Raw genomic sequence first — 15,682 nt, 5'->3', positions numbered from 1 at the left:
CGTGGGCTCAGCCTGTACGTGCTAGGCGCGGCGCGATTCGATCAGGCTCCGATACAGCGCTGCATAGTCGCCGGCGCGGCTGCGCCAGGAGACGTCGGTCGCAAGGCCGTTTCGTTGCAGCTGCCGCCAGGTCAGCTTGTCGTGGAAAGCCGTGTTGGCCTTGCGCAGCGTGCCGGCGAGGGCATCCGCCGTCACCGGGCCGAACTTGAAGCCGGTGGCCTCGCGGCCGGACGCGTCCGCCTCGCCGATATCGACGATGGTATCCTCGAGGCCGCCGACGCGCGAGACGATCGGCACGGCGCCATAGCGCAGCGCGCAGAGCTGGGTCAGGCCGCACGGCTCGAACCGCGACGGCACGATGAGCGCGTCCGAGCCGGCCTGGATCAGATGCGCCAGGATCTCGTCGTAGCCGATCACGACCCCGATCCGGCCGGGATTCGCGCGGGCGGCGGCCTGATAGCGATCCTGGAGATCGCGGTCGCCGCTGCCGAGCAGCGCGAGCTGCATGCCTTCGCCCAAAATGGTCGGAATGGCCTCGAGCAGGAGATCGAGCCCCTTCTGCCAGGACAGCCGGCTGATGACGCCGAGCAGGGGGGCTTCGTCCGAGGAATCGAGATTGAATTGTTGCTGAAGCACCGCCTTGTTCGCAGCGCGGAACGTAAGGTCCTCCGCGCCGAACCGATAGGCGATGTGCGAATCGGTCTGCGGATTCCACACCGCGATGTCGATGCCGTTGAGGATCCCGCTCAATGCGCCCGCGCGCGCGCGCAGCAGGCCGCCGAGCCCCATGCCGCCTTCGTCGCTCTGGATCTCACGCGCGTAGGTCGGGGACACCGTCGTGATGCGATCGGCGAATTGCAGGCCGGCCTTCAGGAAGCTGATGCCGCCGAAATATTCGAGGCCGTTGACGTCGAAGGAGCTCCACGGCAGGCCGATCGCACCGATCAGCTCAGGCGCGAACTTGCCCTGATAGGCCATGTTGTGGATCGTCATCACGGTGCCGGGACGCGGACGATTGTCGTAGTGCAGATAAGCGGGCGCGAGCCCGGCCTGCCAGTCATGGGCGTGCACGATGTCGGGCACGAAGGCCGGAACCAGACCGTGGCCGATGTCGGCCGCCACGCGCGACAGCGCCGCAAAGCGCACGCCGTTGTCCGGCCAGTCGACCCCCTCTGCCGTGACGTATGGGTTGCCCGGCCGCGCGTAGAGATGCGGCACGTCGAGCACGAACAGGTCGAGCCCGTCATGCGCGCCGGCGAGCAGCCGGCCCGGCCCGCCGAAATAATCCGGCCAGCGCCGGATCTCGTCCGCGCCCGAGAGCAGCCGCATCACGTCGGGATAGCCCGGCATCAGGGTGCGCATCTCGACGCCGTGCGCCTTCAGCGCAATCGGCAGCGCGCCGGCGACATCCGCGAGGCCGCCGGTCTTGACGATGGGGTAGACTTCAGAGGCGACCGCGAGGACGCGAACAGGCGTCATGTATTCAGCCTGTCGATCATCGGTTGGGTGATGAGGGAGATGCCCTGCTCGGTGGTGCGGAAGCGCTTTGCATCGAGCTCGGGATCCTCGCCGATGACGAGCCCCTCGGGGATCTCGACGCCGCGGTCGATCACGACGTTCTTTAAGCGAGCGCCGCGCCCGACATTCACATAGGGCATGATCACGGCGTTCTCGACATTGGCATAGGAGTTGATGCGCACGCCGGTGAACAGCAGCGACCGGCGCAGCGAGGCGCCGGAGATGATGCAGCCGCCCGAGACCAGCGAGCTCACCGCCTGGCCGCGCCGGCTCTCCTCGTCATGGACGAACTTGGCGGGCGGCGTGATCTCCGAGTAGGACCAGATCGGCCATGCGCGGTCGAACAGGTCGAGCTCCGGCACCACGTCGGTGAGGTCGATGTTGGCCGCCCAATAGGCGTCGACCGTGCCGACGTCGCGCCAGTAGGCGCGGGGATCGTCGCCGGAGCGGACGCAGGAGGTCGAGAACTGGTGCGCGATCGCGCGGCCGTTCTTGACGATGTAGGGAATGATGTCCTTGCCGAAATCGTGGTTCGAGCTCGGGTCCTCGGCGTCGCGCTTGAGCTGGTCGAACAGGAATTTCGCATCGAACACGTAGATGCCCATGCTGGCGAGCGAGACGTCCGGCTTGCCCGGCATCGGCGGCGGATCGGCCGGCTTTTCCAGGAACTCCTGGATCCAGCCGTTCTCGTCGATATGCATGATGCCGAAGCCGGAGGATTCCGCGCGCGGCATTTCGAGGCAGCCGACCGTGACGTCGGCGCCGCTATCGACGTGCTGGCGCAGCATCACCTCGTAGTCCATCTTGTAGATATGGTCGCCGGCGAGCACGACAATGAAGCGGGCGTTGTGCGACTCGATGATGTCGATGTTCTGGTAGATCGCGTCCGCCGTGCCGACATACCACATGTTCTCGGAGACACGCTGGCTCGCGGGCAGGATGTCAAAGCTCTCGTTGCGCTCCGGGCGGAAGAAGTTCCAGCCCATCTGAAGATGCCGGATCAGGCTGTGCGCCTTGTACTGGGTGGCGACCGCGATGCGGCGGATGCCGGAGTTCACCGCGTTCGACAGCGCGAAATCGATGATGCGGGACTTGCCGCCGAAATAGACCGCCGGCTTGGCGCGCCGGTCGGTCAGCTCCAGAAGCCGGCTACCGCGTCCGCCAGCCAGGACGAACGCCAGCGCCTGACGGGCGAGCGGCTCATTTCCGACGGCACTCATGTCATCCTCCCACTCTTCTGGCGCAAGTCGGAGCCCTCGCGAGATGCCTCTCGGCCGCGCACCATTGGAACCAATAGTAACGGTACGAATAGTAAATCGGGAAGGTGGTTGTTGGTTGCGAACGCGCGGGAAGCTTAATGCTTTGCCGTCGTGCGCGGCGCAGGTGCCGTCGCATCGGTGTCATCCCGGCGCGGCGAGCCTGACCACAATTGAGGCATGCATGGGCTCTCTTGTGCGCCGCACGCAGAATCGAGCGTTTGACTTGGCGCAAGGATGCCCGATCATACGCCTGCGATCCTTTTTCCAGGCGAAACGTCCGAGAGGGAGCAAGACGATGAGGATCTGGACAACGGCAATTGCCTGTTCGCTGGTGGGCGCGGTCATGGCCGGCCAAATCGAGCAGGCCGCAGCAGCCCCGATGCCGACCAATGTCGCGGCCATGAAGGCTGCGGCCGGCGACGACGTCACGCAGGTGCATTGGCGCGGCGGCGGCTGGGGATTGGGCCTCGGCGGCCTCGCGGTCGGCGCGATCATCGGCGGCGCCATCGCCAGCAGCGCGCCTTACGGCTACGGCTATTACGGCGGCGGCCCGTATTACGGTGGCTATGGTTATCCGGGATATGGCTATGGTTATGCGCCGGCCTATTACGGCTACGGGCCGGCCTATGCCTATCCGCGATACTATGGCTACCGCCGGGTCTATCGGCCCTATTACGGCTATTACCGGCCGTATGCGCGCCCGTACTACCGCGGATATTGGTGATCGCGGTTAAAGCGAGAGCCACACGATCAGGCTCATGCAGGCGAGATGCGCGAGCACGATCGCGGCGAGATGCAGCGGGCCGGCCTTGAGGCGAAGCCTGCGCATCCCGCCGCCTCCGCCTAGTTCGACCCGGCGGCCGCCGCGGTGAAGCTGCGGTCGACGGCTTGGTTGACGTCGAGCTTCTTCGGCAGGATGCCGTAGCGCGTCGAGCGGTCCGAAGCTGCCTGGATCTCCTTCACCACATTCTCGTCGATCACGATCGGGCTGGTGCGTTGCGCGGTGTAGGCCGACCGCAGCACGTCTTCCGGCAGCTTGGTCAGCTCGGCCGTGCTCCTGGCGTATTCGGCAACATGATCCAGTGACCACAGCCGTGCCTTGTTCAACCGCTGCACCAGGTCCTGCACCGCCGCGCGCTTGGTGGCGATGGCATTGTCGGAGGCGACGATGAAGGTGATCGTCGGCGTCAGGCCGTCGCCGTCGGCGATCACGCGGGCCTTGTCCTTCAGCGTGGCGAAGGAGACATAAGGCTCCCACACCGCCCAGGCGTCGATCGAGCCCGCCACCAGCGCGATCTTGGCATCCACGGGGCCGAGCGGAGCGAACGTCGCGTCCTCCAGCTTGATCTGCGCCTTCTCCAGCGTCGCGTCGATCAGAAACTGCCCCCAGCCGCCGCGCGTGCCGGCGAGGCGCTTGCCCCTGAGGTCGGCCGCCGACTTGATCGGCGAATCCTGCCGCACGAGGATCGCCTGCGTCTTCGCATCCGAGCGCGTGCCGCCGATCGCCTTGATCGGCGCACCCGCCGCATAGACCGACAGGAAGGACAGATCGCCGGTGTAGCCGACGTCGAGCGCGCCCGCATTGAGCGCTTCCAGGATCGGAGCTGCGGCCGGGAATTCCGACCATTCGATCTTGTAGGGCAGGTCCTTCGCGTAGCCGGAGATCTCCAGCAGCGAGCGGTTGCCGCCCTTCTGGTCGCCGACGCGCAGCACGACGGTGTCGGCCGCGAGCGATGCGGCCGCCGTCGACAAGGTGATGGCGGCCGCCAGCAGCGACGCCGCAAGCCGGCGCGTCAGGGAATGATCGAGAGAGGAAGAGTTGATGCTCATGTGATCTGTCTTGTTGGTTTGCTCACAGCGCGTGAGCGAACGAAGCAGCGGGACGATCAAGTCTATGAGCGCGCGATGCGCAGTCAATGGAATGGCCAACCGTATTGCGCGCGCGATCGGCAAGGACGTTTCAGCGAACGATCGCTTTCGAGAAAGCGACGTGCGCCGGCTGCAAAGCAGCGCTGCAACGATGCGGATGCCGCAGTCGTGATGGAGATTACAAACGGACCCGGCCGCGAAAATCCTTTCACCGTTCCTGCACGCGACGATGGAGAGAATGACTTCGCTTCGCGCAACATTCGAAATTCCATTTCATTGACGATGCGGCGAGCGCGCCGCATGATTTGCGCATCGCATCAACGCGGCGCCGGAAGCGCCGACGGAAAGACATTCTCTCAACGCAGCTCCGTACGGAACATGTGCAACGACATTCGTTGCGCAAACGGCGGAGACGTGCCAGCGCAGGAGCCAGGGCCCGATGAACAACGAGAACAAGCGCGGCGGATCGAGTCTCGACCGTCGCCATCTGCTCCAGGCGGGATTGGCTGCGGCTTTCGCCGCACCGCTCGGTGCGCTCGGCGCACAGGCCTTCGCGCCGCCGCCGATCGGATCCGGCATCGATTTCTCCGAGTTCCCGCTGTGCCGGACGGCATCTGACGCGCCCGCGTTGACGGGTGCCCCGCGTAAGCTAAAGCTGTCGTGGAATGCCGGCGCGGTCTGCCTCGCGCCGCTGCCCGTCGCCATCGAGCACGGCTTCTTCCAGAAGCAGAATCTCGACGTCGAGCTCGTCAATTATTCCGGCTCGACCGACCAGCTCCTTGAAGCGATCGCGACCGGCAAGAGCGATGCCGGTCTCGGCATGGCGCTGCGCTGGCTGAAGCCGCTGGAGCAGGGCTTTGACGTCAAGATCGCCGCCGGCACCCATGGAGGCTGCATGCGCGTGCTGACGCGCGCCGATTCCGGCGTCGCCAGGCTCGCCGATCTCAAGGGCAAGATCGTCGCGGTCGGCGATCTCGCCGGTCCCGACAAGAACTTCTTCTCGATCCAGCTCGCCAAGCTCGGCATCGACCCGGTCAAGGACGTCGACTGGCGCGCCTATCCCGGCAATCTCCTCAACGTCGCCGTCGAGAAGGGCGAGGTGCAGGCCTTCCTGTCGTCCGATCCGCTCGCCTATCTCTGGCTGAAGGACAGCCAGTACAAGGAAGTCGCCTCCAATCTCGATGGCGAGTACCGCGACAAGAGCTGCTGCATCGTCGGCGTGCGCGGCAGCCTGGTGCGCGAGGAGCCGCAGGTCGCCCGTGCCATCACGCAGGCGCTGCTCGATGCCGCGATGTTCACCTCGCAGAACCCGACGGTGGCCGCGAAATCGTTCCAGCCCTACGCACCGAAAGCGGCGACGCTCGCCGATATCGAGGGCATGGTGCGCTACCACACCCACCACCATCATCCCGTCGGCGAAGTTCTGAAGCGCGAGCTCAAGGCCTATGCCGACGACCTGAAGAGCGTGCAGGTCTTCAAGCAGAGCACCGATACTGCCAAATTCGCGGAGCGCATCTATGTCGACGTATTCGCTGTCTGACGGCCTTGCCTCCGGCGCACCACGCCTCGCCCGCGCACCGCTGCTTGCGAGCTGGGTCCGTGAATCCGGTGTCGGTATTCTTGCCAGCGTCGCCTGGATCGCCTTCGGCCTGTCCTGCCTGTGGTGGGAAGATGTCGGCGACTGGTCGCGCACGCATTCGCTTGGCATCGCCGCCTTCGTCATCGCGGCCGTCGCGCTGTTCGGCACCGTCGGTGCCGACTATCTCGGCTCGGCGGGCAAGGCGTTGCATAAGCGCGCGCCCTGGCTCGTCGCGCTCGGTGCCTTCCTGACCTTGTGGGAAGTCGCCACCGCAAAATTCGCCTGGTTGCCGCTGCCGTTCTTTCCACCGCCGCAGTCGATCATCGAGGTCTATACCGACGATCTGCCCAAGCTGCTCGACAGCGTGTTCGCCTCGGTCAAGCTCCAGCTTGGCGGCTATCTGATCGGCGCCACGATCGGATTCCTGACCGGCGTCTCGATCGGCTGGTCGCGTGCGGTTGGCTATTGGGTGCATCCGGTGCTGCGCTTCATCGGCCCGCTGCCGGCGACCGCCTGGCTGCCGATTGCCTTCTTCACCTTCCCGTCGAGTTGGAGCGCCTCGACCTTCCTGATCGCGCTGGCGACCGGCTTTCCCGTCACCGTGCTGACCTGGTCGGGCGTCGCGAGCGTCAGCAACGCCTATTACGACGTCGCGCGCACGCTGGGCGCAAAGCCGTCCTTCCTGGTGCTGAAGGTCGCGATCCCCGCGGCACTGCCGCATGTGTTCGTCGGCCTGTTCATGGGGCTCGGCTCGTCCTTTGCCGTGCTCGTCGTTGCCGAGATGATCGGCGTTAAGGCCGGCCTCGGCTGGTATCTGCAATGGGCGCAGGGCTGGGCGGCTTACGCCAACATGTACGCGGCGCTGATCGTGATGTCGCTGCTCTGCTCCGGCGCGATCACGCTGCTGTTTTCGATCCGCGACCGCCTCCTGGTCTGGCAGAAGGGGACCGTGAAATGGTAGCCGCAGCCGCACTGGCCGAAGTCGCCACGCATCCCGCCGCCGGCGCCGCGCTCGACATCGAGCAGGTCAGCCATGCCTTCGACATCGACGGTGCCGAGCTGCCGGTGTTGAGCGACGTCAGCATCTCGGTCGAGCCCGGCGAATTCGTCGCGCTGCTCGGCCCCTCCGGCTGCGGCAAGTCGACCCTGCTGCGGCTCGTCGCCGGTCTCGACAAGCCCAAGGCGGGGACGCTGCGTGAGGACGAGGCCCGCATCACCCGGCCGCATCCTTCGCGCGTCGTCGTGTTCCAGGATCCGACTCTGTTTCCCTGGCGGTCGGTCTGGGACAACGTCGCCCTGGGCCTCGAGGCCCAGGGCATCCTCAAGAGCCAGCGGCAGCGCGTGGATGACGCGCTCGATCTGGTCGGCCTTGCGTCATTCCGCAACGCCTATCCGCACCAGCTCTCCGGCGGCATGGCGCAGCGCGTCGCGCTGGCGCGTGCACTGGTCAACGATCCCAAAATCCTGATCCTCGACGAGCCACTCGGCAAGCTCGACTCGCTCACCCGCATCACCATGCAGGCCGAGATCGTCGCGCTCTGGCAGCGCAAGGGCTTTACCACGTTGCTGGTGACGCACGACGCCGAGGAGGCGCTGGTGCTCGCCAACCGCGTCATCGTGTTCAGCGACCGCCCGGCCCGGGTGAAGGCCGACATCCGCGTCGACCGGCCCTATCCACGCCATCGCGGCGATCCATATCTTGCGGATCTGCGCCGCCAGATCCTTGGTCTGTTGGGGTTGGACGCCACATGGTAGTTTCCGCAGCCAAGGGCCGCACGGCGCACAGCGAACCCGACTACATCGCCCGCGCCGAGGCGTTGGCCGAAGGCTTTGCCGCGCGCGCGGCCGAGCATGACCGTAACGGCAGCTTCCCGTTCGAGAATTTTCGCGAGCTGTCGGAAGCGGGCCTGCTGTCGCTGACGGTTCCCGCAGTCCATGGTGGGGCCGGCGCCGGTGCGCGCTACGCCGCGCGCGTCATCGGCATCATCGGCAAGGCCGATCCGTCGACCGCGCTGGTGCTGTCGATGCACTACATCAATCATCTCGTCATGGCGCGCAGTCCGACCTGGCCCGCCCGGTTGTCGCGCAAGCTTGCGCGTGAGACTGTCGAAGGCCTTGCACTCGTCAACGCGCTGCGCGTCGAGCCCGAGCTCGGCTCGCCTGCGCGCGGCGGCCTGCCGGCGACGATCGCGCGGCGCACCGAGACCGGCTGGCGCCTGACCGGCCACAAGATCTATGCGACGGGATCGCCGATCCTGAAATGGTATCTGGTCTGGGCCCGGACCGACGAGGCGGAGCCGCGGGTCGGACAGTTCCTGGTGCCGGCGGGCCTGCCGGGCACGCGCATCGTCGAGACATGGGACCATCACGGCCTGCGCGCCAGCGGCAGCCATGACGTCATCTTCGATGACGTCGTGATCCCGCTCGATTCCGAGGTCGATGTCCGCAAGCCCGCCGATTGGCGCGGACCTGACGTCACGCAGGCGACCGTGCACACCATCTTCGTTGCCGCAATCTATGACGGTGTCGCCCGCGCCGCGCGCGACTGGCTGATCTCGTTCTTGAAGCAACGCGTCCCCGCCAGCCTTGGCGCGCCGCTCGCGACTCTGCCGCGTGCGCAGGAGATCCTCGGCGCCGTCGAGGCCCGGCTCGCGGTCAATGCGCGGCTGATCGCCTCTTTTGCCGGCGACTTCGACGACGGTGTCGAGCTCTCGGCGGCCGAGTCCAACGTGATCAAGCTCACCGTCACCAACAATGCCGTGGCCGCCGTCGAGGACGTGCTGTCGCTCACCGGCAATCACGGCCTCTCCCGCACCAATCCGCTGGAGCGGCACTATCGCGACGTGCTGTGCGGCCGCGTGCACACGCCGCAGGACGATTCCACGCGCATCGGCCTCGGCCGCGCCGCACTGGGCCTCTAGCTTTTCCGCAAAACAATCAGGGAGACGATCATGTCGATCGAGTTCATCGGCTTCATCAGCAACAACAATTCGTCCGAAACTGTCGTCCGAGAGGGGCCGGTCCTCAACCCCACCCACATCGAGACGGTGGCCAAGGCGCATGAGAATGCCGGCTTCGATCGTGCGCTGCTGGCGTTTCATTCGACGACGCCGGACGCGCTCCAGGTCGCCCAGCACGTGCTCAACACGACCAGCCGCCTCAACGTGCTGATCGCGCAGCGGCCCGGCTTCACCGCGCCGACGCTGCTGGCGCGGCAGTTCGCGGCGCTCGACCAGTTTTCCCGCGGCCGCGTCGCGCTTCACGTCATCACCGGCGGCAACGCCACCGAGCTCCGGCAGGACGGCAACACGCTCGACGACAAGGACGAGCGCTACGCCCGCACCTCCGAGTTCCTCGATGTTCTCAAGCTGGAATGGACCAGCGACAAGCCGTTCACCTACAAGGGCAAGTACTACCAGGTCGAGAATGCCTTCTCGCAGGTGAAGCCGTATCGTCCCGAAGGCATCCGGATCTATTTCGGCGGCGCCTCGGACGCGGCGATCGATGTCGCCGGCAAGCATGCCGACACCTTTGCGCTGTGGGGCGAATCCTATGCGCAGGTGCGCGACGTCACGTCCCGCGTTCACAATGCCGCGGTCCGGCAGGGCCGGCCGACGCCGCGCTTCAGCCTCTCGGTGCGCCCGATCATTGCGCCCACGGAAAAGCAGGCCTGGGAGAAGGCCGAAGAAATCCTGGCGCGCGCCACCGCGCTTCAGGACAAGACCGGCTACCGCAAGCCCGCCGACGGCCATGCCACGGCGGGCGCGCGGCGCCTGCTCGCGCTCGCCGACCAGGGCAGCCGGATCGACAAGCGGCTCTGGACCGAGATCGCAAAGCTCACCGGCGCCAACAGCAACACCACCGCGCTGGTCGGAACGCCCGAGCAGGTGGCCGAAGTCTTCGGCGACTATTACGACCTCGGCATCAGCCATTTCCTGATCCGCGGCTTCGATCCCCTGATCGACGCCATCGAATATGGCCGCGAGCTGATCCCGCTGACGCGCGAGCTGGTGGCCAAGCGCCGGGCCGTTCGCGGCGAGGCGGCAGAATGATCCGCCTCATGCTGGCCGGCGCGCTGCTGCTCGGTTCGTTGGAACTGGCGGCAGCGCAAACCACGCTCCGCGTCGGCGACCAGAAGGGCAATGCGCAGGCTGTGATGGAAGCGGCAGGCCAGCTCAAGGATGTCCCCTACAAGATCGAGTGGAAGGAGTTTCCGGCCGCCGCACCGCTGCTGGAGGCGCTCAGCGCCGGCGCGATCGAGACCGGCCTCGTTGGTGACGCGCCCTTCACCTTCGCTGCCGCCTCCGGCGCGCCGGTGAAGGCGATCGCCGCGATCCGGCAGACGCGCGAGGGGCTCGCCATCCTGGTGCCCGAGACTTCGCCGATCAGGAGTTTTGCCGACCTCCGCGGCAAGAAGATCGCAACCGGCCGCGGCTCGATCGGCCATCAGCTGATCCTGGCCGCGCTGGAGAAAAGCGGCTGGAGTGCGAGCGACGTGCAAATCGCGTTCCTCGCGCCCTCGGATGCCAAGATCGCCTACACGCAGGGCTCCGTGGATGCGTGGTCGACCTGGGAGCCTTATGTGAGCCAGGAAGAGGTACTGTTCAAATCGCGCCGCATCATCACCTCGGAGGGCCTGACGCCGGGCCTGAGTTTTCAGGTGGCGCGGCCCGACGCTATCAGGGACAAGCGTGCCGAACTGACCGACTTCATCCGCCGCCTCACCGCCGCGCGCGCTTGGTCGCTGAACAACGTTGATGGCTATGCCGCGACCTGGGGCAGGCTGATGAGCATCCCGACCGCCGTGCCGCTAAACTGGCTGTCGCGTGCAAAAATCCGCATCGCGCCAATCGACGACGGCGTGGTCGCGGACGAGCAGGGCACGATCGATTTGTACCTCCGCTGGGGCCTGATCAAGCAGAAGCTCGATGCGGCGGAGATCGTCGACCGCTCCTTTGCGGATGCGATTGCGAAGGCGGGGCTGTAGCTGCTAGGCACACTCGCGTGTCCCGGACGCGCTCTGGCGTGAGGTGCTGCACCGGCGTCATTCCGGGGCGCGACGAAGTCGCGAGCCCGGAATCCATTGATCTACAAAGATTGCGGCCCGATGGATTCCGGGCTCGCCCTGCGGGCGCCCCGGAATGACGGCGGCGGGGTACGAGGGTTGACGAGGCCCTCAAGCATCCGTGAAGCGAGAAGAACGTAGCCAGAGCGACCGCCGTTCTCGACAGATTCGTTCTGCGTTCCCTCCGCTTAACAACAGCTGCATTGCTATTTGCGTCACCTCCCTTGCGGCGCGCTCTACCCCGTCAAAAATCAATCCCACGACCACATCGGGAGACCGGCCATGGGCCTGCAAGAAACAAGAATCGAATCGCTTCCCTTCGTCACCGCCGAACTCAACTATCTCGCGCCGATTTCAGGCAAGCCGCGCACCTACGCGTTCGATCCGCCGCCGGGCGAGCCGAAGAGCACGTCGCTGCCGGAGCCGCATCAGGTGCCGATCTTCGACGCACGACTGATCGCGAACAATATCTCGCTCGATCGCGAAGGCTTTGCGCTGGTGCGCCATCCGACGCAGGTGAAGGATTTTTACAACGACGAGGAGGTGAGGGCGGTCTACTATCCCGCCGTCGAGGCCTTTTTGCGGGCGACCTTGAAGGCCGATCGCGTCGTCATCTTCGACCATACCGTGCGCAGGCGCGTCGAGGGCGCCCCGGATATTCGCGATGGTGGCCCGCGTCAGCCGGCGACGCGTGTCCATGTCGACCAGACCGCCGTCTCCGGCGCCAACCGCGTGCGCGAGCATCTGCCTGACGAGGCCGACGAGCTTCTGAAGGGGCGTGTGCAGGTGATCAATCTCTGGCGGCCGATCCGCGGCCCCTTGCGCGATTCACCGCTGGCGATGGCCGACGGCGCCACGGTGGCGCCTGAGGATCTCATCGCCTCCGACCTGATCTATCCCAATCGCCGCGGCGAGACCTATTCGGTGAAATACAATCCGAACCACCGTTGGTTCTATTTCCCGGAGATGACGCCGGACGAGGCGCTTCTGCTCAAGTGCTACGATTCCGCAACGGACGGCCGCACCCGCTTCGGGCCGCATACCGCCTTTGTCGATCCGACCACGCCCGCCGATGCGCCGCCGCGCGAAAGCATCGAGCTGCGCACGCTGGTGTTCCACAAACAGTAACAATGTGTGATGGCACTGCCGGGGTGACCCGGCAGTGTTCCCGGAACCTAGGGGAACAAGGCGACGTTTGCAGCGCGGGGCAGGGCCAACCGGGGAGCGGTGCCGTGCGAGCGCTGACCACTTTATTGTTTTGTCTTGCCACATTTTCTCTGGCGCATGCCGAAAGCGGACTTGCCTCATATTACGGGTACGGAAAAGGCAAAGGCGCCGAGCTGACCTGCGCCCACCGCACGCGCCCGTTTGGCAGCGTGCTCAGGGTGTCCTACGGCGGCCGCTCGATCCAGTGTCGCGTCAATGATCGCGGCCCGTTCATCCGCGGCCGTATCGTCGATCTCTCGGTGCCCGCCGCCCGCGCGCTCGGCATGATGAGCGCGGGCGTGGTGCGCGTCTCGGTGGAATAGGCCTCCGGGCGCGCTATAGTGCCGCCCAAAGCAGGGGGACGCTATGGCCAGGATCAGGGTGGGACTCGTCGGCTGCGGCTTCGTGTCGGAGCTGCACATGTATGCGTTCCGGCGCGTCTATGGCGTGGACGTCGAGGTCGCGGCGGTGGCTGCGCGCGGCGACAAGGTCGTCGCGTTCGCCCAGCATCACAATATCCCGCGTGTTTATCGGAGCTTCGCCGAGCTGATCGCGGACGGCGAGCTCGATGTCATCGACATCTGCACGCCGCCGAACCTTCATGCGGAGATGATCGTCGCCAGCATGCAGGCCGGCAAGCACGTGATCTGCGAAAAGCCGTTCGCCGGCTATTTCGGCCGCGAGGGCGACACGCAGCCGATCGGCAAGCACGTGCCGAAGGCGCTGATGTATGAGCGCGTGATCGAAGAGATGGACAGGACGCGCGCCGCGATCGAGCGCACCGGGAAACTCTTCATGTACGCCGAGGACTGGATCTACGCGCCGGCCGTGACCAAGACCGCCGAGATCATCAAGGCGACCAAGGACAAGATCCTGTTCATGAAGGGCGAGGAGAGCCATTCCGGCTCGCACGCGGCCCACGCCGCGCAATGGGCGATGACCGGCGGCGGCTCGCTGATCCGCATGGGCTGCCATCCGCTCTCCGCCGTGCTCTATCTCAAGCAGGTCGAGGCCAGGGCGCGCGGTGAAATCATCCGCGTCGCCAGCGTCACCGGCGATGTCGGCAACGTCACCGCTGGCCTGAAGCCGGAGGAGCGCACCTACATCAAGGCCAACCCCGTCGATGTCGAGGATTGGGGCACGCTGACGGCGACGTTCTCCGACGGCACCAAGGCCACCGTGTTCTCCGGCGACATGATCATGGGCGGCGTGCGCAACCTGATCGAGACCTATACGAGCGGCGGCTCGCTGTTCGCCAACATCACCCCGAACACGCATCTGATGAGCTACCAGACCTCCGAGGAGAACCTCGCAAACGTCTACATCACCGAAAAGGTCGACCGCAAAACCGGCTGGCAATATGTCTGCCTCGAGGAGGAGTGGACGCGCGGTTATTTGCAGGAAATCCAGGACTTTATGGAATGCGCCGCGACCGGACGGCAGCCGCTGTCGGACCTCGCGCTGGCGTATGAGACGATCAAGGTGAACTACGCGGGGTATTGGGCGGCGGAGGAAGGGCGGCGGGTGGTGTTGTAGAGCGTTGCAGGGAGATGGTCACCGCGACGGGACTGTGCTCCCTCGCCCCGCGTAGGGGGCCGCGACGAGCTTCGCTCGCGCTGAGAGGGTTGGGGTGGGGGGAGTCTCCGCGGGGACGGTGATAGCGGAGTTCGCGGAAAACTCCCCCTCACCCGGAATCCGCGCGCATCGCGCGTATTCCGGCCTCTCCCCGCAAGCGGGGAGAGGCGAAGAACCCCCTCACGCCCCGTAGGTCGAGCCCTTCGGCAGCGGAAACACCGGGTCCTGTGTGCGGATGTTCGTCGGCCACACCACCGAGATGTGCTCGCCGGCGTTCTGCATCACGACCGGCGTCGAGCGCTCGTTCTGGCCGGAGAGCGGCGTGCCCGGCGGGAAGAACTTTACCCCATAGCCCTGGATAGTGCCGCCGGCGGGGATGTCGACGTCGAGCGCGGCCTTGCGGATCGCCTCGGGCTCGAAGCTGCCGTACTTTTCCTTGGCGACCGGCAGCACGTTGTTGAGCAGCACCCAGGTCTGGTTGAAGCCCATCGAGCAGTGCGGCGGCACGTCGGTGGCGCCGGTCTTGGCCTTGTAGCGCGTGACCATGGCGTTGGTCAGATCGCCGATACCCGGTGCGAGCTTTGCCGGATCGAGCAACTGCGCCGGCACGGGATCGATGTTGCAGAAATTGTCGATGTCGGGACCGAAGGTGGCGCGCAGCTTGTCGAGCTGGCTGTAGCCGGCGCCGGCGCCGAACAGCATCTTGAAGCGCAATCCGCTCTCGCGGGCCTGGCGCAGGAACAGGGTGATGTCGGGGTTGTAGCCGGCATGAGAGATCACGTCGGCCTTGGCGCGCTTGATCTTGGTCACCAGCACCGAGAGGTCGGGCGCGGAGGCCGAATAGCCCTCACGCAGCACCACCTGGATGCCGGCCTCCTTGGCGTAGGCCTCGTCGGCGGCGGCGACGCCAACACCGTAGGGGCCGTCCTCATGGATCAGTGCGACCTTGACCTCCTTGGGATCCATTCCGAGTTTTGCTTTCGCATGCTCGGCGAGGAAACCGGCAAAAGCCTGGCCATACTGGTCGGAATGGATCTGCGCGCGAAACACGTATTGCAGGTTCTTGTCCTTGAACACGGCGGTCGAGACCGCGGTCGTGATCCAGAGGATCTTCTTCTGCTGCTCGACCTTCGCCGCGAGTGGCACCGCATGCGAGCTCGCATAGACGCCGTTGATGATGTCGATCTTCTCCTGGCTGATCAGGCGTTCGGCCTCGTTGATCGCAACGTCGGGTTTGCTCTGGGAATCCGCAGCGACCGGAGCAATCTTGGTCTTGCCGCCGATGCCGCCTTTCTCGTTGACGAGATCGATCGCGATCTGCGCGCCGATTGACGAGGCGACCGAGCCGCCGGCGGCGAACGGGCCGGTGAGGTCGTAGATCAGGCCGATGCGCAATGTCTCGGCTTGCGCCTGGGCCCTTGTCCAATCGAGGCTGAGTGCGGCGGCGGCAGCCGCCGAGCTCTTCAGCAACTGCCTGCGTGAAGTCGGCATCCTATCCTCCCTCAAGACCGTCTTATGATTGGTTGTTATCTTTTTGCGAAGTATGGGGAGCGGAACGGCGGAAAGTCAACATCGCCCAAGGTCGATACGCGGTGCGCCGCCGCACAACGC

The 15,682-nt window shown here is 65.7% G+C and carries 14 protein-coding genes; 10 read left to right on the top strand and 4 right to left on the bottom strand.

The window, feature by feature from the left end; genetic code table 11:
* Nucleotides 1-21 precede the first annotated feature (21 nt).
* Nucleotides 22-1,479, bottom strand: coding sequence for a glycogen synthase GlgA (gene glgA, locus AAFG50_RS31875; protein WP_028176141.1), 1,458 nt, complete (start codon nucleotides 1,477-1,479; stop codon nucleotides 22-24).
* Nucleotides 1,476-2,738 carry a glucose-1-phosphate adenylyltransferase gene (gene glgC, locus AAFG50_RS31870; protein ID WP_011089198.1) on the bottom strand — a complete coding sequence of 421 codons (1,263 nt, stop codon included), beginning with the start codon at nucleotides 2,736-2,738 and terminating at the stop codon, nucleotides 1,476-1,478. The genes glgA and glgC overlap by 4 nt, the downstream gene beginning before the upstream one ends.
* Before the next feature lie 334 nt (nucleotides 2,739-3,072).
* Between glgC and AAFG50_RS31865 the strand changes: the two genes are divergently transcribed.
* The gene (locus AAFG50_RS31865; protein ID WP_028176140.1) at nucleotides 3,073-3,501 is read left to right on the top strand and encodes a hypothetical protein; all 429 of its coding nucleotides are present in this window, start codon (nucleotides 3,073-3,075) and stop codon (nucleotides 3,499-3,501) included.
* A 119-nt stretch (nucleotides 3,502-3,620) separates the two neighbouring features.
* Here the strand turns inward: AAFG50_RS31865 and AAFG50_RS31860 are convergent, their stop codons facing one another.
* A complete protein-coding gene (locus tag AAFG50_RS31860) occupies nucleotides 3,621-4,607 on the bottom strand; it encodes an ABC transporter substrate-binding protein (RefSeq protein WP_028176139.1) in 987 nt (328 codons plus the stop codon).
* A gap of 478 nt (nucleotides 4,608-5,085) precedes the next feature.
* Here AAFG50_RS31860 and AAFG50_RS31855 point away from each other — a divergent pair, with 478 nt between their 5' ends.
* From AAFG50_RS31855 to AAFG50_RS31815, 9 genes are all read left to right on the top strand, one after another.
* Entirely contained in the window at nucleotides 5,086-6,186 is a 1,101-nt protein-coding gene (locus AAFG50_RS31855) for an ABC transporter substrate-binding protein (RefSeq protein WP_028176138.1), read from the top strand.
* Complete coding sequence (locus AAFG50_RS31850) at nucleotides 6,164-7,186, top strand: ABC transporter permease subunit (RefSeq protein ID WP_028176137.1); 1,023 nt, start codon at nucleotides 6,164-6,166, stop codon at nucleotides 7,184-7,186. The genes AAFG50_RS31855 and AAFG50_RS31850 overlap by 23 nt, the downstream gene beginning before the upstream one ends.
* On the top strand, nucleotides 7,180-7,980 hold the full coding sequence (locus AAFG50_RS31845) for an ABC transporter ATP-binding protein (RefSeq protein WP_011089193.1): 801 nt from the start codon (nucleotides 7,180-7,182) through the stop codon (nucleotides 7,978-7,980). The genes AAFG50_RS31850 and AAFG50_RS31845 overlap by 7 nt, the downstream gene beginning before the upstream one ends.
* Nucleotides 7,974-9,146 (top strand): acyl-CoA dehydrogenase family protein, encoded by a 1,173-nt coding sequence (locus AAFG50_RS31840; RefSeq protein ID WP_028176136.1) that lies wholly within the window; start codon nucleotides 7,974-7,976, stop codon nucleotides 9,144-9,146. Before AAFG50_RS31845 ends, AAFG50_RS31840 begins: the two co-directional genes overlap by 7 nt.
* A 30-nt stretch (nucleotides 9,147-9,176) precedes the next feature.
* Nucleotides 9,177-10,277: an LLM class flavin-dependent oxidoreductase gene (locus AAFG50_RS31835; protein ID WP_028176135.1), complete on the top strand. Its 1,101-nt coding sequence runs from the start codon at nucleotides 9,177-9,179 to the stop codon at nucleotides 10,275-10,277.
* On the top strand, nucleotides 10,274-11,212 hold the full coding sequence (locus AAFG50_RS31830; protein WP_028176134.1) for an ABC transporter substrate-binding protein: 939 nt from the start codon (nucleotides 10,274-10,276) through the stop codon (nucleotides 11,210-11,212). Before AAFG50_RS31835 ends, AAFG50_RS31830 begins: the two co-directional genes overlap by 4 nt.
* 360 nt (nucleotides 11,213-11,572) lie before the next feature.
* Nucleotides 11,573-12,418 (top strand): CmcJ/NvfI family oxidoreductase, encoded by an 846-nt coding sequence (locus tag AAFG50_RS31825; RefSeq protein ID WP_028176133.1) that lies wholly within the window; start codon nucleotides 11,573-11,575, stop codon nucleotides 12,416-12,418.
* Nucleotides 12,419-12,522: 104 nt separating this feature from the next.
* Nucleotides 12,523-12,819 carry a septal ring lytic transglycosylase RlpA family protein gene (locus AAFG50_RS31820; protein WP_028176132.1) on the top strand — a complete coding sequence of 99 codons (297 nt, stop codon included), beginning with the start codon at nucleotides 12,523-12,525 and terminating at the stop codon, nucleotides 12,817-12,819.
* A gap of 43 nt (nucleotides 12,820-12,862) precedes the next feature.
* Nucleotides 12,863-14,032, top strand: coding sequence for a Gfo/Idh/MocA family oxidoreductase (locus AAFG50_RS31815; protein ID WP_028176131.1), 1,170 nt, complete (start codon nucleotides 12,863-12,865; stop codon nucleotides 14,030-14,032).
* A gap of 219 nt (nucleotides 14,033-14,251) precedes the next feature.
* Here AAFG50_RS31815 and AAFG50_RS31810 read toward each other — a convergent pair whose 3' ends face one another.
* Nucleotides 14,252-15,562 carry an ABC transporter substrate-binding protein gene (locus AAFG50_RS31810; RefSeq protein WP_028176130.1) on the bottom strand — a complete coding sequence of 437 codons (1,311 nt, stop codon included), beginning with the start codon at nucleotides 15,560-15,562 and terminating at the stop codon, nucleotides 14,252-14,254.
* Between the last annotated feature and the right edge of the window lie 120 nt (nucleotides 15,563-15,682).

It is taken from the genome of Bradyrhizobium sp. B039, assembly GCF_038965675.1.
Classification (GTDB): Bacteria; Pseudomonadota; Alphaproteobacteria; order Rhizobiales; family Xanthobacteraceae; genus Bradyrhizobium; species Bradyrhizobium diazoefficiens.
Note: the sequence above shows the minus strand (reverse complement) of the source record. Positions and strands in the feature narration are given on the sequence as shown.